The following is a 20,924-nucleotide window of genomic DNA, read 5'->3' as shown; positions in this document are numbered from 1 at the left end:
GAGGTAAATTGGGCCGGGTGTGAAATCGATTGGCACGCGCTGCTTTACATGTTGAAGCTGAAGGTGGTGTACCAGTAGCGGCCGGTCAGCTCGTAGGTGCGCGCATCGAAATTATCGTTAAACGCCGACGCTGCAAAGGGCGGAGCCTTGTCCATCAGGTTGTCGATGCCGATCGCAACGCGAAACCCGGTTGGTACCGCATATGCCAGCTGCACGTCGTGGGTGGCCCAGCTGGGGATTTTGCGTGATACGTTGGCATCATCCAGAGTAAAGGCTTCTTCCAGCTCGCTGACAAAGTGGATTGTGTAGCCACTTTCCCAGCGGCCGCGTTGCCAGTACAAACCGGTGTTTGCTTTCCATTTCGGTAGCGAGCCGGCGCCGCCGCTGGCGGGATCGGCAAAGGTGCCGGCGAGATCTTCCACGGGGCTGCCTGGTGCCAGCTGATTCAGGTAGCGGGCCATATGGCTGCTGTTCATGGACCAGCGAATCAGTCCGAACTCCTTCGACTGGTGCTGGTAGCGCAGAGTGGCGTCTACGCCACGTACTTCGCGGGCACCGATATTGAGGCGCGTTGCAATCACGCGGGTAATATCACCGCGCTCATCCCGCTGCACGCGATCGGCGAAGATACCATTGGTGGCATTTTCGTTGATCAGGTATTGCGGGCTGGTGTCAATGACGTCATTTTGACGGATGTCGTACAGATCCAGGCTGGCGTGAAAACCGGTGAAATCCCCGGGCGTCCAGACAATACCGAGGGAGCGGTTGTCGGAGGTTTCCGGTTGCAGGTCCGGATTGCCCCCGAACTCGGTGAGGTATTGAATGCGTGCCTGGTCGGCGCGTCCGCTGCAGCCGGGCAGGCTTGTGGCGTCGCTGTTGGTGCAGGGGTCGAACAGAAACTCCTGGCTCTGGTAGCCGGTCTGGTTCATATCGACCAGGGTCGGTGCCTTGAACCCGGTTGCGTAGCTGGCGCGGACCAGTACGCTCGGCAGGGGGCGCCAGCGCAGGGCGAGTTTGGGGTTGGCGGTATTGCCGAAATCGCTGTAATCGGAGTAGCGAATTGCACCGTCGAGCCAAAGTTGTTCAGTCCTGAGCGGCAGGGAAATTTCTGCAAAGGCTTCGCCGATCAGCCGGCTGCCCTGTGCGGCGCCGGAGGCGACACCACCGATGAGCGAAAAACCATTGGCGTCTGTGGAGGTAAAATCGATGGCTTCTCTGCGCAGTTCGACACCGGCTGCGGCAAGGATATCACCGGCGGTGTTTTGCCCTAATGGACCGTCGGCAATGTAGGTTACTGAGGTCATGCGGCTGGCGCCATCTACATAATTGGCACTGCGAATATAATCCAGCTGATCCTGATCGATACTGCCGCTTTGCCCAAGCAGGTTGATTGGTGTGCAGTCGGTATTTTCTGAGCAGATATCCGGGCCCTTGAGGCCGAGGGAGAGGTGGTTCGGATCAATCAGGTTGGAGAGTTTCTCGCGCGCACGGGTGTAGTGGGTGGCCGCGGTCAGCTCCCACTGCCAGTCATCCATCAGGCCTTTAAAGCCTGTATTCAGGCGATAGGTATCGGTGCCGTTGTACTGAACGCGCGGCCCGAGCTCCAGCACTCGCTTGCGCACATCGGAGATGTCCTCGCCAAACGGGTTGTAGATGTTGTCGCTGCTGATGGTCAGGTCGCCATTGTCAAAGCGGGTAAATACCGGGGTGGGAGCGAGCTTGGCCTCGGAACGGGTGCGCACCGTCATAAGCTCTGCAAATCCCTGGGTATCTCCGCTCAGGCGGTGGTTCAGAGCGAGGTACAGGGATTGACGCTCCGAGGGAACCCGTGCGGACGTATATTCGCGGAAGTTATACAGATCTTCCGGTGTCCACGGGGCGTAGCCATCCTCGGTATTGGTCACTACTTCATCGGCCAGGGCAATAAATCCCTGGGGAGAGGCTGATGAGCGCAGATCGGTGCCACCCCGTGGGCGGTTGTCTGCGGAGGCAGAGAGGTCGCGGTCGCGGCTAAGAATGCCCCCCTGGCGGTAGTCAGCCAGGCTGAACATCAAATGGGTGTCCTCATTGCCCGCGCCCCAGGTGACACTGTAGGAGCTGGTGTCCTGATCGCCACGCTCGGCCTGGCCGTAGTAGGTATTCACCGACAGCCCGTCGAATTCTCTGCGCAAGATAATGTTGACCACGCCGGCAATGGCATCGGAGCCATATACCGCGGAAGCGCCATCTTTGAGCACTTCGATACGATCGACAGCCGACAACGGAATGGTGTTCAGATCCGCTGCTTCACCGCCAAAGCCGTTGCTGACGATGCGCCGACCATTGATCAGCACCAGCGTATTACTGGCCGGCAGGCCGCGCAGGGTGACGGTAGCAGTACCATTGCCACCATTGGTGACCGAGGTGCTGGTTGAATTGCCGGAGACGGCTGGTAAAAACTTCAGCAGCTCTGAAATGGTCTGCGCACCGGTGATCTCGAGCTCCGGCTGCGCCAGTACGTCGATTGGAGCGTAGCTGTCGAGTTTCAGATGACGCAGGTGACTCCCCGTCAGGCTGCGACCGGTGACGATGACCTCGTCTTCCAGTAGTAGCGATTTATCCGCGATTTGTTGTTCGGTACTTTCTTCCTTCTTCGCCATGATGGCGACGGCGTTGGTGCCGGTATGGGTGAAGGTGAGATCCGTCCTTTCCAGCAGCTGGTGCAAGGCGGGAGTGATACTGCCATCGGGCGTTTCCAGATGCAGTGCGGGAATCTGAATAGACGCGGCGCTGTCGGCCTGAACCACCAGGGATATCCGGCACTGGCGACCGAGGGAAATCAATGCCCGCGCGAGGCTACCGGCCGGTGCCTGCACACCGGTTTTCGGGCAGGCGGCAAGGCTACTCTGAGCGAGTAGCATCAGCCCTGTCAGAGACAGTGTTGCCCAGTGCCGGTTGTTCAATACTCTCATCCCACCCGTGTCCGGTACGATCAGCAACCGGTGAACACAGCCTTCATTTCATTCGTGTTGTGGTTTGGGCAACCGGTCAGCTTTTGGCTAAAAAAAGTACGGTTTCCCCGGGCGAGAGTTATATCTCAGTTACGCTTGGGTGACAAGAGAGTCAGGTTGGGGTCGCTCTGATCCTGGTCCAGGTCGAGTGCCGCAGCGATGGCTGCAAGGGTGCTCTCGGGGTCAGTCAGTTCGAAAGTGCCGGACAGGGTCTGTTCGCCCACGTTGGGCGCGGCAGCGGCGGGTACCTTCAGGTAGCGGTTCAGCTCCTCAAGGGCTTCGTCGAGAGGGGTGCGATCAAATACCAGTTGGCCACGGGTCCAGTCCAGGGCCTCATCGGCCGAAGTGCGGCCGACCTCGGAAAGCCCGCTGTTGGAAACGCTGACTTTCTGGTTGCGGGTCAGTTTGACACTTTCCGGCTGCAGGCCACTGGCCGTACGGGCTTCGCTCACTGCCACGGTGCCGCCGGTGACGGAAACCCGGGTGTTGTCGGGATTGCGCTCAACATTGAACTGAGTCCCCAGTACGCGAATATTGGCTTCGCCGGCCGCTACAGTAAACGGGCGGGACGTCTGGCGGGCCACATCAAAAAAAGCCTCACCGCGCAGCAGTTGGGTGCGGCGCTCATCGCGGCTGAAGTTGACGATCAGCTCGGAATTCGTATTCAGCTGTACCTGCGAGCCATCGGCGAGGGACAGGGTGCGAGTTTCACCTACGGCGGTGGCATAAATCTGTTGCTGCACCGGCGTCTGTTGCAGCCACTCATTGCCGACCCACAGTGCGACGGCCAGGCAGGCAGCCACGGCACTGCCACCAAGTAACCACTGGGGCAGATTCCACCCGGTACTCACGGTGCTGTCTGAGCGGGTAGTAGAGGAGGGGGGAGTTGGCTGGGACCCTGCACGGGAGTTGCTGCTGGGAACACTTTCCGGGTAGAGCTCATCCAGCGGCATGTGCGACAGGGCCCCAAGATCGCCCCACAGCTCGGTCATCTCGTCAAAGGCCTGGCGGTTGGCGGGTGAGCCGGACATCCAGCTGGCAAAAGCGCGGCGGTCAGCATCGCTGATCGCGTCGGAACGCAGGCGCGCGATCCAGGCACACGCCTGATCGAGCCTGTCTTCCATGGGTACTTCTTGTACTGCCTGAGGGTTCACCGCACTAATACCTTGTTTTCCAATAACCTATCGAGCTGCCTGTCAGAGTTGTCATTTGAGGCAATGGTTAATCTCCATAACCACTCTCGCCCTCTTGCACCAATATGGTGCTGCCTGGGGGCGTTCAAATCAACGCTCTGTTCATCCTGCGCAATTTATGCAATAAAAGTTTGCAAAATTTAGCACATTATCTATGTGGTTTCCGTTCTTTTTTGTACGGATGCCGCCACTTACAAATAAGACGAGCGACTGCCCTCCCCCCTCAATACTTTTTCAGGTTTTTTGCTGCACTGCGGTGCACCTGGGGTCACCCGTGCGCCAAGCTTGTTCAAAGGTCATTGATCTCGCAATAGCGGTGCGTCTGAGCGCGAGGTTTATGCGGTGAGCGGACCGGTCTAAGGGGCTGGCAATGTGGCCGCAATAAGAAAGGGCGCCGGATGGTACGGCGCTATGCGGGAGCGCCGACCTTCTGGCGGCAGACTTTGAGTGCCTGCAGGATGTATTTCTCGACACTGCTGACAGAGATGTTCATTTCGTGGGCGATTTCAGCGTAGGAGAGACCGCGGCTGCGGTGTAACAGAAACGCCTGGCGACACTTCAGTGGCAGGCTGTCCATGGCCTGGTGGATGGCTTGCAGCTGCTGGCGGGCCGCGAGGACGCGCTCCGGGGACTGGTGGTAACCGTGATCGTCATCCCCGGGAGTGGCGCCTTCTGGGGGCAATTGCTGGCTGACATATTCGATGTGGAGCTTGCCGCGGCGCAGTTGATCCACCGCCAGGTTATTGGCGATCTGAAACAGGTAAGCCCTGGGGTTCTCGAGATCTTTTTCGTCGCTGAGTTTCTGCAGGCGCAGGTAGGCATGCTGGGCAATATCCTCTGCGTCTTCGGTGCTGCGCACGATGCGTGTAATAAAGCGCACCAGTGCCTGGCCATGGTCGGCAAACAGCTTTTCCAGAAGTGACTTCCGGGCTCTACTCATTGCTTGCTGGGGTCCCCGTACTGCGCTCGTTGTGTTTGTTATAAGGCGGGCACTGCCAGTTATAACACAGCTGCACAGCAATCGACGAGTGGTCGTTTTGACACGATAAGATGACTGAACCTGTCAACTGGTCTTCAAACATCGTGCCTACTCGGGGTGGAAGGTGGAATTTCATGACCGCTGGCGGATCTCTACTCCTGAGCAGCGATGCCGGTATAATGGCCGACTTTTCGAGTTTTGCGACGGGCCAGCCGTGTCTGGTCCGTGACCAATCATCACATCGTGGCACCTTCTATGGCCGTTGCCACTGCGGAGAACGAATGAGTTATCAAGTACTGGCGCGTAAGTGGCGGCCGCGGCTGTTCCGGGAAATGGTCGGGCAGGAGCACGTGCTCCAGGCGCTGATCAACGCCCTGGACAACAACCGTCTGCACCACGCCTACCTGTTTGCCGGTACTCGCGGTGTGGGTAAAACCACCATAGCGCGAATTCTCGCCAAGTGCCTGAACTGTGAGACCGGCGTCAGCTCGGAACCCTGTGGTCAGTGTTCTGTATGTACAGAAATCGCCGACGGCCGCTTTGTCGATCTGATTGAAGTGGATGCCGCCTCCCGCACCAAGGTGGAGGACACCCGCGAGCTGCTGGAAAACGTGCAGTACGCGCCCACGCGGGGCCGCTACAAGGTCTACCTGATCGACGAGGTACACATGCTCTCCAACAGCTCGTTCAACGCGCTGCTGAAAACCCTGGAAGAGCCGCCGCCCCACGTAAAATTCCTGCTGGCCACCACCGACCCACAGAAGCTGCCTGTGACCGTGCTGTCCCGCTGCCTGCAGTTCAACCTTAAAAATATGAGCCCGGAGCGGGTGGTCGAGCATCTGCGCTTCGTGCTGGAGAAGGAGCTGGTGCCGTTCGAAGAGCAGGCGTTGTGGCACCTTGGCCGCGCCGCCGACGGCAGCATGCGGGATGCCATGAGCCTCACCGATCAGGCCATCGCCTTTGGTGGTGGCAAGATCAGCGAAGCAGAAGTGCGTGCCATGCTGGGTACCCTGGACAGCACTCTGGTGTGGAAGCTGGTGCAGGCACTGGCCGAAGAGAACCCCGCGGCACTGTTCGATGCGGTAAGTGCGCTTTCTGAACAGGCGCCGGACTACAGTGCCGCGCTGGCGGAACTCGCCTCGATCCTGCACCGTATCGCCATCGCCCAGGTGCTGCCGGAGTCCATCGACAACGCCCTTGGCGATGCCCAGTTGCTCCAGCATCACGCGGCGACCATGGCCGGAGAAAACGTCCAGCTGTTTTATCAGATGGCCCTGCTGGCGCGCCGGGACCTGCCGTTGGCGCCGGACCCCCGCGGTGGCTTTGAAATGGCGCTGCTGCGGATGCTCGCGTTCAAGCCGCAAGGGGTTGCGCAAATCCCCACCGCGCCACTGGCCGGTGCGTCCGCGCAGGCGACGGCGACGCCCACCGAGCGACCCGTTCCGGTCGCGCAGGGTGCCGAACCGCAGCCCTCAGCGGCGGCCGCAGATGCCCCAGTTGAATCCCAGCCGCAGATTTCTGCACCGGCATCATCACCGCAACCGGCTGTGGCGCAGCCGCACGCTGCAGCAGAGGCCCCGCCCGAGCCAGGCGGACAGTCCGCGCCACCGGTAAACGATGCGCCGCCCTGGGACGATGAACCGCATTCGCCGTTGCAAACCGGGGAGGCGGGGGCAGATACGGCAAAAAAGCCCGCCCCTGAATCCGTTTCCGAGCCCCGGGTAGCGGGTCCGGCGGCGCCGCTTGCTGCGGAGACGCCGTCGGCGCCAGTGCAAACCGCACCGGCAGGCGGAACTGCGCAGGACCCTGAGCCGCAGTCCGCGCTTCAGCCTCAGTCGCAACCCCCGTTAGAAACAGAGGCGCACCCGGCGCCGCAGCTCGAGCCGTCACTGGAGCCCGAGCACCCGGCAGCAGCGGCGATGGCTCAGGTCGACCGTGCCGCCGTGCGTGAGCAGCTGCGCCAGCAGGTGGCTCAGGTGCAAGCGGCGCCACCGCCGCAGAACGCTGAACCTGCATCACCGGCACCGGCTCCTACACATACGCCTTCACACACACCTACGCCAGCACAGGCGGCAGCGGCGCCTGCGGCGCGCCTGGAAGCCCTGACGCCGGGTAGCTGGCCGGCAATGTATCCACAAATGGGGGTGACCGGTATCCTGCACTCCATTGCTTCCAACCTGGAGTTACTGGGCCGGCAGGACAATATACTTTCTTTCACCCTGGATCAGACTCGCAGCAGCCTGTATGACGACGGTCATCAGCGGCGCCTGGCCGATGTACTGGGCGATTTTTTCGGTCAACCGGTGACCGTTCAGATTCAGGTGGGCGAAGTGTATGGCGGGACACCGGCGCAGCTGATCGCGGCAACCCGTGAAGCCCAGTTACTGTCTGCCAGGGACTCACTGAACAAGGACCCGGTAGTGCAGGAACTGCAAAGTGAACTGGGCGCTCAGTTGGTGCCTGATTCGGTCGAGTACCTCGGGTGAAGTAAGCCCGGGCCTGTCGCTGCGGCGACGCCCCGTAATCGAAATTCAGACGAAAGTAGACTCAATCAGAAATACAGGTAATTGCCATGATGAAAGGTTTCGGCGATTTGATGCAGCAGGCCCAGAAGATGCAGGCCGACATGCAGGAACGCATGGAAAAAGTGCAGCAGGAACTGGCGGATCTGCGGGTTATCGGTGAGTCCGGTGCCGGTATGATCAAGGTCACCATGAACGGCCGTCACGATGTGGTGGATGTGAATATCGACGCGAGCCTGCTGGGTGAAGACAAGGAAATGCTGGAAGACCTCCTTGCAGCGGCCGTCAATGATACCGTGCGCCGTGTGGAAGAGGCCGCGCAGAAAGTACAGAAGGAGCAGATGGGTAACCTGGGTGCAGGTATGAACCTGCCGGAGGGCTTCAAGTTCCCGTTCGGTTGAGCGGCCCACAGCAACAGGCTGGTTGTACCTGTCCCCAACAATTTTCGGGGCCCTGCATGGGCCCTTTTTATATTTGAACGCAAACTATGTTCAGTCCTCTGATTGAAGACCTGATTCGCGCACTGCGCTGCCTGCCGGGCGTCGGCCCCAAGTCGGCCCAGCGCATGGCCATGTATCTGCTGGAGAAAGACCGCGATGCCGCAGGTCTGCTCGCCACGACGCTGCAGCAGGCGGTGGAAAAGGTCGGTCGGTGCAGCCGCTGCCGCACCCTCACCGAACAGGAGGTGTGCGCGCTGTGTAGTAACACCCGACGCGATCATTCCATGCTGTGTGTGGTGGAAACCCCGGCTGATGTGCTCGCTATTGAACAGGCCGGTAATTACCACGGCCTGTACTTTGTATTGCACGGTCACCTGTCGCCCATCGATGGCGTTGGTCCAGCAGATATCGGGTTGGATGTACTGGGCGAGCGCTTGTCTGAGAAAGGCGACGAACAGGAAGGCAGTGGGATCCGCGAATTGATCGTTGCCACAAATCCCACCGTGGAAGGCGAAGCGACCGCGCAATTTATTGCTGAACGCGCTCGTGCCAAGGGCGTGGCAGTCAGTCGTATCGCCCACGGCGTTCCCATTGGCGGGGAGCTGGAATACATCGACGGCGGCACTCTGGCCCACGCATTCAACAGTCGCACGGTGCTGTAAAAGGTGAGTTCTATCAATACTTCGGAAAAGCAACTTGTCGACACCACGCCCATCTGGGTGGATAGCGACGCACAACTGGCTGAGCTCTGCAGTCGCTGGCGTACCCAGAGTGCGGTGGCGCTGGATACGGAGTTTATGCGCAGTCGCACCTTCTATCCGCAACCGGCTCTGGTGCAGGTCGGGGATGGCAAGCACTGCTACCTGATCGACAACCTCGCGATTGAAAACCTGGAGCCGCTGAAGGAATTACTACAGGACACCCGCGTGGTAAAAATCATGCACTCCTGCAGTGAAGATCTGGAAACCCTGGACCGGCTACTCGGCGCCATCCCCGACCCCATATTCGACACCCAGATCGCCGCAGCGATCACGGGTTTAGGGGCGGGTCTGGGCTATGCGGCCACTGTCAGTCAGTTATTGCAGATCGACCTGCCGAAAAGTGAAACCCGCTCTGACTGGCTGCAGCGTCCGCTCAGTGATTCGCAAAAGAACTACGCCGCACTGGATGTGGCCTGGCTGCCTTTTGTTTACGGCATTCAGCTCAAACAACTGCGCGAGCAGGGGCGTCTCGACTGGTTGCGGGAAGACTGTGCCGCGATGGTGGAAGCCGCCCGGCGGCCCGAGCCGCCGGAGCAGTATTACCTCAAGGTCAAAGGTGCCTGGCGTCTGCGCCCCAATCAGCTCGCCGTGCTGCAGGATCTGTGCGCCTGGCGCGAACGGGAAGCGCGGGCGCGCAATATGCCGCGCAACCACCTGCTGAAAGAAAACGTGTGTCTGGCGCTTGCGCAGAATATGCCAAAGTATCTGGCCACCCTGGCGCAGCCTGGCCTGGAAGGCAAAACCCTGCGACGGTATGGGGACACGCTGCTGGGAATTATCGCTGGTGCCGCTGAGCGGGAAGACCCGCCGGCGCGGCTTCCCCAACCCCTGAACCGTGAACAGGGGGAAGTGCTCAAACTCTTGCGTAAAAAAGTCAACGAACTCGCCGAGGCGGCAGGACTGCCACCGGAAATCCTGGTGCGCAAGAAAGAGCTGGAAGTGCTGGTCCTGGCGCGGCAACCGGAATTGGAAGGGCGCCTCGGCGGATGGCGTCGCGCGGTAGTGGGTGAGCCGCTACTGCAGGAACTGAAAGAATTGAAACGATGAGCAAACGAATCTGTGATATCTACCGCAGCCCGCGGCATGACGAAATGTATTTGTACGTTCCCAAGCAGGAGGGCCTGGAGCGGGTACCGGAAAAGCTACAGGAACTGTTTGGCAAGCCGGTGCACGTCACCACGCTGCTGATTACCGCAGAGCGCAAACTGGCGCGTGCGGATGTGGACAAGGTCATCCACGCGCTGCAGGATCAGGGCTATTATCTGCAGATGCCTCCGGTAGTGGACGACGAGATGCGGGCCATCGCCGCGCAGAACAGCAAGCTTTCGCGCGGCTGATCGGTATTCCTGTGGTTAGATTCTATGGTTAGTCAGCGGCCTTTCTGGCAGAGAAAAACCCTGCAGGAGATGACCCCACAAGAGTGGGAATCCCTGTGCGACGGTTGTGGCCGCTGCTGTCTGCACCGGCTGGAAGATGAAGACAGCGGAGAAGTCGCGACGACCTGTATAGCCTGTAAATTACTGGATACCCAAAGCTGTCAGTGCAAGGATTACCCCAATCGCAAACAGCATGTGCCGGACTGTATTCAGTTGACCCCGCAGGGCGCGCGGGATTTTACCTGGCTGCCGGCCACCTGTGCCTACCGTATCCTCGCCGCCGGAGGGACCCTGCCCGAATGGCATCCGCTGGTGAGTGGCAACCCGGAGTCGGTACACAGCGCGGGTATCTCGGTGCGGGGGCAGGTCATCAGTGAAACAGAAGTGCACCTGGATGACTATGAAGAACATATTGTGGTCTGGTCCGGCGATGAGCAGGGCTGACGCTTAACTATTGTAGAGAGATAAAGAGCATTCAAATGGCAGAAGAGTTCAAGCTGGCCTGGGCGATTTACGTCGCGGGTGTCGTGGTATTGCTGGCGGCAGGCTGGTGGTTTATGCGGAACTGGGGGTGGTCCTGGGTGCGCAACCTGTTGCTGCTCGTGGGCGCTTCGGTTCTGCTGATTCCGGCCCGCGGCGGTGAAGTGGATGGCCCGCTGGTGCCGGTACTGCCACTGTTTGTCTATCAGACCCTGTTTGAGGAAGAGGGCGCCACACCGGAAGTGTCCGCCAGTCTGGTATTTGCCGCAGCAGGTGCGTTTGCGGTCATGCTGATTGTCGGTATCGTCATGCTGATGATGCGCCGGCGCAAGGAACGCCCCATGACAGAGAGTGACCAGTACTGATCGTTCATATCCCATCTACCTGCGCCAGATAGCCTCCCAAGCGGTTACTGGCGCCATTCGCTACTTTCCGCTCGTTCCGCTTCATCGCGCCGCCCCGCAAACTGCTATATCTAATTAAGCCCGTCGCAATACAGCTGCTCACACCAGCTGTGCGCAAATGATCAACAAACACAATAAGTGCCTGCCGTGGCGTTTGCTGTGCATGGAATGAAGGGACAGGGATGCTCGATCACCTGCTGATTTTGACCGCGGTCATGCTGGTCTCCGGTATTCTCGGGGGCCTGGTCAACTACTACCAGATGCTGTTCACTGAAGAAGACCCGGCAGGCCTGGCGCGGTGCCTCATCATGGGCTTGTGTGGCGCGTTGATGGTGCCCATTTTTCTCAAGTTCACCCAGAGTGACCTGCTGATCGAGATTCAGGGCGACCCCTCGCGGCTACTCATTTTCACCGGTTACTGCCTGCTCGCGGCCATCGCTTCGCGTATGTTCGTATTCAACGCCGCTCGCCGTCAGCTGCGGGACGCCAGTATCGCCCGCGCCCGGGTAGAGAATCTGGAGCAGGAAATCCGCGCCATGCAGCTGGAAATGATGCCGCTGCTGGAGCACGAGATCGAAGGCGATCCGGATCAGGGACCGACCCTCGATTTCAATCAGATCCGCAAGCTGGATGACAACGCCCTGCATGTACTGAGCCTGCTGAACAATGGCGACTGTGTGTTCCGCTCTCTGGCCGGGATGGTGCAGGAAGGCAATATGGAGACCAACTCCGTAGCCCGCGCCCTGAACAGCCTGCTGGTGCTGGAAATGGTGGGCAAGATCCACAGCCACCTGGGTATCCGCTGGTATATCACCGATAAGGGGCGCCAGGTGGTACGCCGCCGCCGGTCGCAGCCCGCGCAATCACTTTCTGACTGATCCGTCTTTATAGGGCGCGCCCGGCCCGGTGTAAACCGGGCCGCTGCCGTCATCCAATCTGACCGATTCCGCCTTTGGCCACCACCCGGCCATCCTTTACCATGTTCGTCTGCGATATTCTGGCATTCGGAGCATTCATGAAGTTCACCGGTACCGACAGTTACGTAGCCACTGATGACCTGCAAATGGCGGTGGATGCCGCAGTTACCCTGCAGCGACCGCTGTTGATCAAGGGAGAGCCGGGTACCGGTAAGACCCTGCTGGCGGAAGAGGTGGCGAGCAGCCTGGGGCTGAAACTGATCCAGTGGCATATCAAATCCACCACCAAAGCCCAGCAGGGCCTGTACGAGTACGATGCGGTATCGCGCCTGCGGGACTCCCAATTGGGGGTGGATCGGGTGCACGATATCGGCAACTACATCAAAAAAGGCAAACTCTGGGAGGCCTTTGCGGCGGACGAGCGTGTGGTTCTGCTGATTGATGAGATCGACAAGGCCGATATCGAATTTCCCAACGACCTGCTGGTGGAAATCGACCGTATGCAGTTCTATGTGTACGAGACTGGTGAGACGATCACTGCTAAACACCGTCCGATTGTGATCATTACTTCGAACAACGAGAAAGAGTTGCCGGATGCGTTTTTGCGCCGCTGCTTTTTCCATTACATCAGCTTCCCGGACCGGGCGACCATGCAGAAGATCGTGGATGTGCATTACCCGGATATCAAGCAGCAGCTGGTGGCCGAGGCGATGGATGTTTTCTTCCAGATCCGTGAAGTCCCGGGGCTGAAGAAAAAACCTTCCACATCGGAGCTGATCGACTGGCTGAAGCTGTTGATGGCAGACGATATTTCCGAAGACGTGCTGAAAAATCGCGATGGGTCCTCTGCGATTCCTCCATTGTATGGGGCGCTACTGAAGAATGAGCAGGACGTGCATATGCTTGAGCGTCTTGCGTTTATGGCGCGGAGGGAAGGGCGCTAAGTCCTGGTTATGTGGCGGCGCCGCTACCGGGTGCACCTTTGCGAAACACGTCGTGAACCCATCCATGGGGACTCTTCCGCGAGGTGGCCCGGCCGTTCCAAGCCTTCACGGCGCCTTCGGCCCCTCTCGCGGAAGGTTTCACAAAGGTGCACCCGGTATCGACGCCTTCTCCCCAACTGCTGAATAACGTCGAACCTTCGCTATGCTAGTCGGATTTTTCCTGAACCTCCGCCGCCACCAGCTCCCGGTATCCATCACCGAGCTGCTCTCGTTGCTGGAAGCTCTGCAGCAGCGCCTGGTGTACGCCAACCTCGACGAGTTTTATTTTCTCGCCCGCACCTGTCTGGTGAAAGACGAAAAGCACTTCGACAAATTCGACCGCGCCTTCGCCGCTTATTTCAAAGACCTGGAAACCCTCGACGATATTCTGGAGCAGATGATCCCCGAGGACTGGCTGCGCGCGGAGTTTATGAAGCAGCTGAGCGAGGAAGAGAAGGCGAAAATCGAGTCCATGGGTGGGCTGGAAAAGATGCTGGAGGAGTTTAAAAGGCGTCTTGAGGAACAGAAGAAAAAGCACAGTGGCGGCAACAAGTGGATCGGTACCGGTGGCACCAGCCCGTTTGGCAACAGCGGCTATCATCCCGGCGGTATTCGGGTTGGTGGCCAGAGCCGCAACAAGTCCGCCTCCAAGGTGTGGGAAAAGCGTCAGTATCGCAATCTCGACGACAGCGTCAGTCTGGGAACCCGCAATATCCAGGTCGCGCTGCGTAAACTGCGGAAGTTCGCCCGCTCTGGTGCCGCGGAGGAGCTGGACCTTAACGACACCATCCGCTCCACCGCCCGCAACGCCGGGTTACTGGATATCAAAATGGTGCCGGAGCGGCATAACGCGGTAAAAGTGCTGATCTTTTTTGACGTGGGCGGCTCCATGGATCCGTACGTCAAACAGTGCGAAGAACTGTTCTCAGCATGCCGCAGCGAGTTCAAACATCTCGAATACTTCTATTTCCACAACTTCATCTATGAACACGTGTGGAAAGACAACCACCGCCGCTACTCCGAAGCAACGCCACTGGTGGAAGTGCTGCGCACGTACGGCAAAGACTACAAGGTGATTTTCGTCGGCGACGCCGCCATGGCCCCCTATGAGATTACCAGTCGCTTTGGCAGTGTCGAACACATGAACGAAGAGCCCGGCGCGGCCTGGATGCAGCGGGTTACCAATACTTACGAAAAGCTGGTCTGGCTCAATCCAACCGCCGAAGAGTACTGGCAATACACCGCCAGCACCGGCATGACTCAGAAGTTGGTGGATGGACATATGTACCCCATGACCATTGAGGGGCTGGATAGGGCCATCGCATACTTGGTGAAGGGACGCTAGGAATTTCTACGGTGGCAGCAAGGCACCGGGTGCGGGTTTTCAGGACCGAGCTAGGCGCCCCCCTGTGAACCCATCCCTGGGCGCTGCGGCGCAAACATCCTGTTTGCGACGCTCCTGAAAACCCGTACCCGGCACCTTGCCTTCGCATCATCGTATTGAGCTTCGAGAAATTTGGATCGAAGTAGATTCGTTGAAATTGAAGGTGGCGATGCCGGGTACAGCCTTGTGAAACCTTCCGCGAGAGGGACCTCGCGGAAGAGCCCCCAGGGATGGGTTTACGGCGTGTTTCACAAGGCTGTACCCGGTAGCGCTACCGCCACCGGGGTTTAAAAGCTACTCCCCAAACTTCTTCTGAGGCGCCACATCGTGATCGGCGGTGATGCCAATCTCTTCCCGGGTAGTGTCTTTGACCACCGTGTGCTCTTCCTCCGCGCCGTGCATCCAGTCCACCAGCTTCTCGCGGATAAAGAACAATATCAGCCCGGCAATAATCGCCGCTGCCGCCACACCACCAAAGGTCGCCAGTGGGCCCGATTCACCCACCAGCTTGCCAATCTCCGCCGCGCCCTTGTTCGCAATACCAATAAACGCAAACCACAAACCCATCATCACGCTTAAATACCGCAAGGGCGCAAGTTTGGTCACCATCGACAGACCAATGGGCGACAGGCACAACTCACCAATGGTGTGGAAAATATACGCCACCACCAACCACCAGGGGCTCGCCTTGGCCGTCTCTGAGTCGCCAATCTGCATCGCCGCACCCACCATGGACAGGAAACCCAGGCCCAGGAAAATCAGACCCAGACTGAACTTCCCCGGCGACGTCGGCTCCCGGTCACCCAGCCCGACCCAGATACTCGCCACAATGGGCGCAAGAATGATGATAAACAGCGGGTTCACCATCTGCAGCCAGCTGGCCGGAATCTCGAAGCCGAAAATGTGCAGATCCGTGTTGTACTTGGCAAACAGGTTCATAGAACCCGCCGCCTGCTCAAAACCGGCCCAGAAAATCACCGTGAACAGGCCGAGAATCAGAATCACCTTGATGCGGTCCCGCTCTTCCACGGTCAGTGGACGCTTTTTCTCCTCACCGCTCAGGTTGGGTTTCAGTCCCAGCTTTGCCGACGGCCGGTTCCCGATTTCCCCCAGCAGCTTGTCTGACTGGGTGGCCTGCAGAATCAGACCCAACAGCATCCCCAGGCCCGCCACCACAAATGCCAGCTGGTAATCCACCTTCTCACCGATCCAGCCGATCACCAGATAGCCGAGAATCGAGCCCAGGTTGATCCCCATATAGAAAATGGTGAAAGCCGTATCCCGGCGCTTGTCACCCTCGTCGTAGAGATCCCCCACCATGGTGGAAATATTCGGTTTGAAGAAGCCGTTGCCGATAATCATCAGCGCGAGACCAATCCACAGGCCGTAGATCTGCGTACCTTCGGGCATCCACTTGTGCGGGAAGCCCAGGGCAAACTGCCCCAGCATCATCAGCACACCGCCAAACATGATGCAACGCCGCTGCCCCCAGATGTTGTCCGCCATCCAGCCGCCGAGGATCGGCGTCAGGTACACCAGCATGGCGTAGGTGCCCAGATAGCTCAGCGCCTTGGACTGCAGCTCGGTGTCCGACAGCGCCTCCCAGCCAAAGGCCGCCGCGGCCGCGGCGGAGGTGAGATAGAACACGAAGATGCCGCGCATGCCGTAGTAGCTGAGGCGCTCCCACATCTCGGTGCCGAACAGCAGAAACAGCCCCTTGGGGTGTCCCATCATCTCCCCGGCAGAGGCGGGGGGTCTTGGTTTAAGGTCTTGCATGGAGACTCCAGGAAAACACGGGGCGCGGGGTTGCAATAGGCGCCATTGCCCTGAGTATAGACGGGGCGCGCCGGGGGCAAGTTTAGGGACAGGTCTTGCCCGTCCACAGCAGGTATAATTTCGGCCCTTACACGGCAAGTCCGAATCTCCAGTCATTCAAATAAGCGGTTTCATGCGTCCCGAATCTCCCAGCAGCCCCGTTCCTCTCGACCCGCAGGCCACGCTCAAGCAGTGTGAGCAGTTGCTCCCCCAGTGTATGGGGCGGGACCGCTATCGCCTGAAGCGCAGCCTGAGCAATACGCGCCGGCGGCTGAAAGAGGGCAAGCCGGCGGATCGGATGCTGGGGCAGGTGCAGCGCCAGATCGCAGAGTCCGTGGCTCTGGCGGAGGCACGCAGGCAGAAACTGCCCAGGGTGGAGTGGCCGGAAGGCCTGCCGGTGGTGGCGCGACGGGAAGAGATTGCCGAACTGATTGCGGCCAACCAGGTGGTGGTGGTGGCCGGTGAGACCGGCTCCGGTAAAACCACCCAGTTGCCGAAAATCTGCCTGGAACTGGGCCGCGGTATCTTCGGCCAGATCGGCCACACCCAGCCGCGCCGGATCGCCGCGCGCACCGTGGCCAACCGCATTGCCGAGGAACTCGGCCAGCCCCTGGGTGACTCGGTAGGCTACCAGGTGCGTTTTACCGACCAGAGCACCGAGCACACCCATATCAAGCTGATGACCGACGGTATCCTGCTGGCGGAGATCCAGCGCGACCCGCTGCTCAACAGCTACGACACCCTGATTATCGACGAGGCCCACGAACGCAGCCTCAACATCGACTTTCTGCTGGGCTACCTGAAAACCGTCCTGCCCAAACGCCCGGACCTGAAACTCATCATTACCTCCGCCACCATCGACCTGGAGAAGTTTTCCAAGCATTTCGACAATGCCCCGATCATCGAAGTCTCCGGCCGTACCTATCCGGTGGATATTCATTACCGGCCACCGGCAGACAGCGATGCCGATCTCAATGAACAGATTATCGGCGCCGTAGAAGAGCTGTTACACGAGGAAAAATCCTCCCCCCGGCGCGGCGGCGATATTCTGGTGTTTATGAGCGGCGAGCGGGAAATCCGCGAGTGCGCCAAGGCCCTGCGGGACGCCCAGTTGCCCCATATCGATGTGCTGCCGCTCTATGCGCGCCTTAGCCTGGCCGAACAGAGCAAGGTGTTCGCCCCGCACAAGGGCCGCCGGATTGTACTGGCCACCAACGTGGCGGAAACCTCCATTACCGTGCCGGGGATCCGCTATGTGATCGACCCCGGCACCGCGCGTATCAGCCGCTACAGCTATCGCAGCAAAATCCAGCGGTTGCCGGTAGAGGCCATTTCCCAGGCCAGTGCCAACCAGCGCGCCGGCCGCTGTGGCCGGGTCAGTGCCGGTGTGTGTATCCGGCTTTACGAAGAATCGGACTTTATCCAGCGCCCGGAATTTACCGACGCGGAAATCCTGCGCACCAACCTGGCCGCCGTGATTCTGCAGATGCTGCAGTTGCGTATTGGCGATATCCGCGATTTCCCGTTTGTGGATCCGCCGGACCAGCGCCTGATCAATGACGGTTACAACCTGCTGCAGGAACTGAAAGCGGTCGACGGCAAAGGTAGTGTCACGAAAATGGGGCGCGCCCTGTCGCGCCTGCCTCTGGACCCGCGCCTCGGGCGTATGCTGCTGGAGTCCGGCCCCACCAAAGCGCTGCGTGAACTATTGATTATCGTCAGTGCACTGGCGGTACAGGATCCGCGCGAGCGCCCGGCAGAAAAACGTCAGGCGGCGGACGAGAAGCACAAGCAGTGGCAGCACGAGCAGTCGGATTTCCTGACCCTGGTGAATCTGTGGGACGGCTTTGAAGCCCAGCGCCAGGAACTGAGCCAGAACCAGCTGCGCAAGTGGTGCCAAAAGAACTATCTGTCTTGGGTGCGCCTGCGAGAGTGGCGAGACATCCACCACCAGCTGCGCATCGCCATTCGCGATCTGGATCTGAAAATGAACCCGGAACCGGCGGATTACGCCAGTGTGCACAAGGCGATTCTGCCCGGCCTGCTGGGTAATATCGGCGTGCGCGATGAGAACAAGGAGTTCCTCGGCTGTCGCAACCGCCGTTTCCATGTGTTTCCCGGTTCCGGACAATTCAAAAAGCCTCCGCGCTGGCTGGTGGCGGCGCAACTGCTGGAAACCAGCCGCCTGTTTGCCCACACCGTGGGCAAGATCGAACCGGACTGGGTACTGGGCTGCTCCGAGCACCTGGTCAAACGCAATTATTTCGAGCCCCACTACAACCCGCGCTCCGGCGCGGTGATGGCGTTTGAAAAGGTCACTCTGTACGGCCTGGTATTGGTGGACAAGCAGCGTATCCACTTCGGCAAACTGGACCCGGTCACCGCGCGGGAAGTCTTTATCCGCGAGGCGCTGGTGGAACAGCGCTACCGTGGCAAGGGCAAGTTTTTCCAGCACTACAAGAACCTGCTGGAAGAGCTGGAAGATCTGGAAGCCAAGTCCCGCCGCCGGGATATCGTGGTGGACGACGAGGTGGTGTTCCGTTTCTTCGACGAGCGTGTCCCCGAAGATATTGTGAACCTGGCGGGCTTTGAAAAGTGGCGCAAGCAGGCCGAACAGAAAGACCCGAGGCTGTTGTTTATCCCCCGCGAGTGGATGATGCAGCAGGACGCCGGCCACGTGGGCGAGGCCCAGTTTCCGGATTCCCTCACCAGTGGCGGCATCGAGTATCCGCTGAGTTATCACTTTGAGCCGGGCAGTGTAGAAGACGGCGTGAGCATTCAGGTGCCGGTTGGCGCTCTGCATCAGGTGCCCGCCGCGCGCCTGCAGTGGGTGGTGCCGGGCATTTTGCGGGACAAGTGCATCGCGCTGGTGAAAAACCTGCCCAAGCAGTACCGCAAGTATTTCGTGCCGGTGCCCGCGGCTGTGGATAAGGCGCTGCCGCGCATGCAGCCGGACAATACGCCTTTATGGCAGGTGCTGGCCCACGAGCTGAAACGCCAGACTGCCCAGGATCTGCCGGAGGCCGCCTGGATTTCCGCCGAACAGGGCGTGGAGGACTTTTACCGTTTCAATATCCAGGTGCTGGATGAAAACGGCCGCCTGCTGGATCAGGGGCGGGACCTTGCAGCGCTGCAGGCCCGTTACCGGGATCGCGTGCAGCAGGAGCTGGCCAGTGCCGGTGACGACTTCGAGCGCGAGTGCATCACCCAGTGGGACTTTGGCGAGCTGCCCCACACCCACCAGCTCGATCAGGGCGGGCTCAAGGTGCGCGCCTATCCGGCACTGATTGCCAACAAAGATAGCGTCGATCTGAAGTTGCTGGACAACCCGGATGAAGCCACCAGCTATACCCGCGCCGGTATCTGCCGCCTGGCGCTGCTGCATTTACCGGAGCCGGTGAAATATCTGCGCAAGGAACTCCTCAAAGGCAAAGAGCTAGGGCTGAGCGCCGTGGATCTCGGCCGCCGGGAGGAGGTGGCAGACGATATTCTGATGGCAGCGGTGCGCGAGTGTTTCTGGCAAGAGGAGAACTGGCCACGCAGCGAGCAGGACTTTCTCGCGGCCCTGGAAAACCGCGAGCAACTGATCGCCGTAGCCCAGGAAATGGGCGATCTGCTGGTCAAGGCATTGGCCCAGCTGGTGCCGCTGCGCAAGAAAATCAAGCAGCAGAAGAATCTCGCCGTGGCCATGGCGGTGGGAGATATCAATCAACAGATTAGCGGTCTGTTCTATCGCGGCTTCCTGTTTCACACACCGCTGGAGTGGCTGCGTCAGTACGGGCGTTACCTGAAAGGTATCGAACTGCGACTGGAGAAGGCCGCGCTGGATCCCAACCGGGACCGCAAACTCAGCGCGCAATTTGAGGAGGCCCGGGAGCCGTTCGCGGATTACGCCAGTAAGCGGGATCCTCTTCTCCTGTCCGGAAATGCGGCCCTGCTGCAATATCGCTGGCTACTGGAAGAATTTCGCGTCTCTCTGTTTGCGCAGACGCTCAAGACACTGATGCCGGTATCCATCAAGCGCCTGCGTAAAATCTGGTCCGAGATCCAGAAATAGAAGGTCCTGTGAACCGTGACACACTTCTGACAGCGCTGTACAAAAAAAAGAACCTGCGGGTGTAAGAACTCCGCGGCCCGGGCGACTAGTCCTCAGCCGCACACATTCGGGCGGTGGGCCTGGTTCACAGTTTCGGGGTTTTCGTCTATTGGCATTGAACCTGAAAGTTGAACCACTGGTCTGACAGGCACGGCATTGCGCTCTCAAGTCACTATAATCCGGGAGCGGCGGTGTACACGCCGTAAGCGTGAAGAGCCTTAACTTTTCCAACTGGAGATCTACCATGAACAAGAAGAACCTGCCGATTGCAGCCGCCGTTGGTGCTGCCTTTATCGCTTCCGCCACCCTCAGTACTTCCACTGCGGCCAATCCGTTCACCGCCACCGAGCTGTCTGCCGGCTACAACCTCAAAATGGCCCAGGACAAACCACAGGAAGGTAAATGCGGCGAGGGTAAATGCGGTGAAGGTAAAAAGAAAGAAGGTAAATGCGGCGAAGGCAAGTGCGGCGAGGGCAAAAAGAAAGAGGGTAAATGCGGCGAAGGCAAATGTGGTGAAGGTAAAAAGAAAGAGGGTAAATGTGGCGAAGGTAAGTGCGGCGGCTGAATAAGTCGGTACTCTTCTC

16 protein-coding genes are annotated in these 20,924 nt (G+C 59.3%); 12 read left to right on the top strand and 4 right to left on the bottom strand.

Annotation, left to right across the window (positions count from 1 at the left end; translation table 11 throughout):
- Window positions 1–44: 44 nt before the first annotated feature.
- The 3 genes from LRR79_RS16045 to LRR79_RS16035 all read right to left on the bottom strand — a co-directional run bounded on the left by LRR79_RS16045 (window position 45) and on the right by LRR79_RS16035 (window position 5,123).
- On the bottom strand, window positions 45–2,951 hold the full coding sequence (locus tag LRR79_RS16045; protein ID WP_231758173.1) for a TonB-dependent receptor: 2,907 nt from the start codon (window positions 2,949–2,951) through the stop codon (window positions 45–47).
- 125 nt (window positions 2,952–3,076) lie between these two features.
- On the bottom strand, window positions 3,077–4,114 hold the full coding sequence (locus LRR79_RS16040) for a FecR family protein (RefSeq protein ID WP_231758172.1): 1,038 nt from the start codon (window positions 4,112–4,114) through the stop codon (window positions 3,077–3,079).
- Between the two features lie 478 nt (window positions 4,115–4,592).
- A complete protein-coding gene (locus LRR79_RS16035) occupies window positions 4,593–5,123 on the bottom strand; it encodes an RNA polymerase sigma factor (protein ID WP_231758171.1) in 531 nt (176 codons plus the stop codon).
- Between the two features lie 320 nt (window positions 5,124–5,443).
- Between LRR79_RS16035 and dnaX the strand changes: the two genes are divergently transcribed.
- From dnaX to LRR79_RS15985, 10 genes are all read left to right on the top strand, one after another.
- Entirely contained in the window at window positions 5,444–7,648 is a 2,205-nt protein-coding gene (gene dnaX, locus LRR79_RS16030; RefSeq protein ID WP_231758170.1) for a DNA polymerase III subunit gamma/tau, read from the top strand.
- A gap of 89 nt (window positions 7,649–7,737) precedes the next feature.
- On the top strand, window positions 7,738–8,085 hold the full coding sequence (locus LRR79_RS16025) for a YbaB/EbfC family nucleoid-associated protein (RefSeq protein ID WP_231760046.1): 348 nt from the start codon (window positions 7,738–7,740) through the stop codon (window positions 8,083–8,085).
- A gap of 86 nt (window positions 8,086–8,171) precedes the next feature.
- Window positions 8,172–8,786: a recombination mediator RecR gene (gene recR, locus LRR79_RS16020; RefSeq protein WP_231758169.1), complete on the top strand. Its 615-nt coding sequence runs from the start codon at window positions 8,172–8,174 to the stop codon at window positions 8,784–8,786.
- A gap of 3 nt (window positions 8,787–8,789) precedes the next feature.
- Window positions 8,790–9,932: a ribonuclease D gene (gene rnd / locus LRR79_RS16015; RefSeq protein WP_231758168.1), complete on the top strand. Its 1,143-nt coding sequence runs from the start codon at window positions 8,790–8,792 to the stop codon at window positions 9,930–9,932.
- Window positions 9,929–10,222: a YcgL domain-containing protein gene (locus LRR79_RS16010; protein ID WP_231758167.1), complete on the top strand. Its 294-nt coding sequence runs from the start codon at window positions 9,929–9,931 to the stop codon at window positions 10,220–10,222. The genes rnd and LRR79_RS16010 overlap by 4 nt, the downstream gene beginning before the upstream one ends.
- A gap of 24 nt (window positions 10,223–10,246) precedes the next feature.
- Complete coding sequence (locus LRR79_RS16005) at window positions 10,247–10,705, top strand: YcgN family cysteine cluster protein (RefSeq protein ID WP_231758166.1); 459 nt, start codon at window positions 10,247–10,249, stop codon at window positions 10,703–10,705.
- A 35-nt stretch (window positions 10,706–10,740) separates the two neighbouring features.
- The gene (locus LRR79_RS16000) at window positions 10,741–11,106 is read left to right on the top strand and encodes a hypothetical protein (RefSeq protein WP_231758165.1); all 366 of its coding nucleotides are present in this window, start codon (window positions 10,741–10,743) and stop codon (window positions 11,104–11,106) included.
- Window positions 11,107–11,327: 221 nt separating this feature from the next.
- Window positions 11,328–12,023 (top strand): YEATS-associated helix-containing protein, encoded by a 696-nt coding sequence (locus LRR79_RS15995; RefSeq protein ID WP_231758164.1) that lies wholly within the window; start codon window positions 11,328–11,330, stop codon window positions 12,021–12,023.
- 137 nt (window positions 12,024–12,160) lie between these two features.
- Window positions 12,161–13,006 carry an AAA family ATPase gene (locus LRR79_RS15990; protein ID WP_043320331.1) on the top strand — a complete coding sequence of 282 codons (846 nt, stop codon included), beginning with the start codon at window positions 12,161–12,163 and terminating at the stop codon, window positions 13,004–13,006.
- Window positions 13,007–13,208: 202 nt separating this feature from the next.
- Window positions 13,209–14,390, top strand: coding sequence for a vWA domain-containing protein (locus LRR79_RS15985; RefSeq protein WP_231758163.1), 1,182 nt, complete (start codon window positions 13,209–13,211; stop codon window positions 14,388–14,390).
- Window positions 14,391–14,723: 333 nt separating this feature from the next.
- Here the strand turns inward: LRR79_RS15985 and LRR79_RS15980 are convergent, their stop codons facing one another.
- Complete coding sequence (locus tag LRR79_RS15980) at window positions 14,724–16,205, bottom strand: peptide MFS transporter (RefSeq protein ID WP_231758162.1); 1,482 nt, start codon at window positions 16,203–16,205, stop codon at window positions 14,724–14,726.
- 172 nt (window positions 16,206–16,377) lie between these two features.
- On the opposite strand from LRR79_RS15980, the gene hrpA reads away from it, so the two are divergent.
- Both hrpA and LRR79_RS15970 read left to right on the top strand, forming a co-directional pair.
- Complete coding sequence (hrpA, locus tag LRR79_RS15975) at window positions 16,378–20,301, top strand: ATP-dependent RNA helicase HrpA (RefSeq protein ID WP_231758161.1); 3,924 nt, start codon at window positions 16,378–16,380, stop codon at window positions 20,299–20,301.
- A 283-nt stretch (window positions 20,302–20,584) separates the two neighbouring features.
- On the top strand, window positions 20,585–20,905 hold the full coding sequence (locus LRR79_RS15970) for an HvfA family oxazolone/thioamide-modified RiPP metallophore (protein ID WP_043318922.1): 321 nt from the start codon (window positions 20,585–20,587) through the stop codon (window positions 20,903–20,905).
- Window positions 20,906–20,924 lie beyond the last annotated feature (19 nt).

The sequence above is a fragment of the Microbulbifer elongatus genome (assembly GCF_021165935.1).
Lineage (GTDB): Bacteria > Pseudomonadota > Gammaproteobacteria > Pseudomonadales > Cellvibrionaceae > Microbulbifer > Microbulbifer elongatus.
The sequence above is the reverse complement of the archived record's forward strand: the minus strand, read 5'-3'. Positions and strand labels throughout refer to the sequence as shown.

Coding starts and splice junctions, on each gene's coding strand:
- LRR79_RS16045 (WP_231758173.1), bottom strand. CDS start 2,951: ATGAGAGTATTGAACAACCGGCACTGGGCAACACTGTCTCTGACAGGG.
- LRR79_RS16040 (WP_231758172.1), bottom strand. CDS start 4,114: ATGGAAGACAGGCTCGATCAGGCGTGTGCCTGGATCGCGCGCCTGCGT.
- LRR79_RS16035 (WP_231758171.1), bottom strand. CDS start 5,123: ATGAGTAGAGCCCGGAAGTCACTTCTGGAAAAGCTGTTTGCCGACCAT.
- dnaX (WP_231758170.1), top strand. CDS start 5,444: ATGAGTTATCAAGTACTGGCGCGTAAGTGGCGGCCGCGGCTGTTCCGG.
- LRR79_RS16025 (WP_231760046.1), top strand. CDS start 7,738: ATGAAAGGTTTCGGCGATTTGATGCAGCAGGCCCAGAAGATGCAGGCC.
- recR (WP_231758169.1), top strand. CDS start 8,172: ATGTTCAGTCCTCTGATTGAAGACCTGATTCGCGCACTGCGCTGCCTG.
- LRR79_RS16010 (WP_231758167.1), top strand. CDS start 9,929: ATGAGCAAACGAATCTGTGATATCTACCGCAGCCCGCGGCATGACGAA.
- LRR79_RS16005 (WP_231758166.1), top strand. CDS start 10,247: ATGGTTAGTCAGCGGCCTTTCTGGCAGAGAAAAACCCTGCAGGAGATG.
- LRR79_RS16000 (WP_231758165.1), top strand. CDS start 10,741: ATGGCAGAAGAGTTCAAGCTGGCCTGGGCGATTTACGTCGCGGGTGTC.
- LRR79_RS15995 (WP_231758164.1), top strand. CDS start 11,328: ATGCTCGATCACCTGCTGATTTTGACCGCGGTCATGCTGGTCTCCGGT.
- LRR79_RS15990 (WP_043320331.1), top strand. CDS start 12,161: ATGAAGTTCACCGGTACCGACAGTTACGTAGCCACTGATGACCTGCAA.
- LRR79_RS15985 (WP_231758163.1), top strand. CDS start 13,209: ATGCTAGTCGGATTTTTCCTGAACCTCCGCCGCCACCAGCTCCCGGTA.
- LRR79_RS15980 (WP_231758162.1), bottom strand. CDS start 16,205: ATGCAAGACCTTAAACCAAGACCCCCCGCCTCTGCCGGGGAGATGATG.
- hrpA (WP_231758161.1), top strand. CDS start 16,378: ATGCGTCCCGAATCTCCCAGCAGCCCCGTTCCTCTCGACCCGCAGGCC.
- LRR79_RS15970 (WP_043318922.1), top strand. CDS start 20,585: ATGAACAAGAAGAACCTGCCGATTGCAGCCGCCGTTGGTGCTGCCTTT.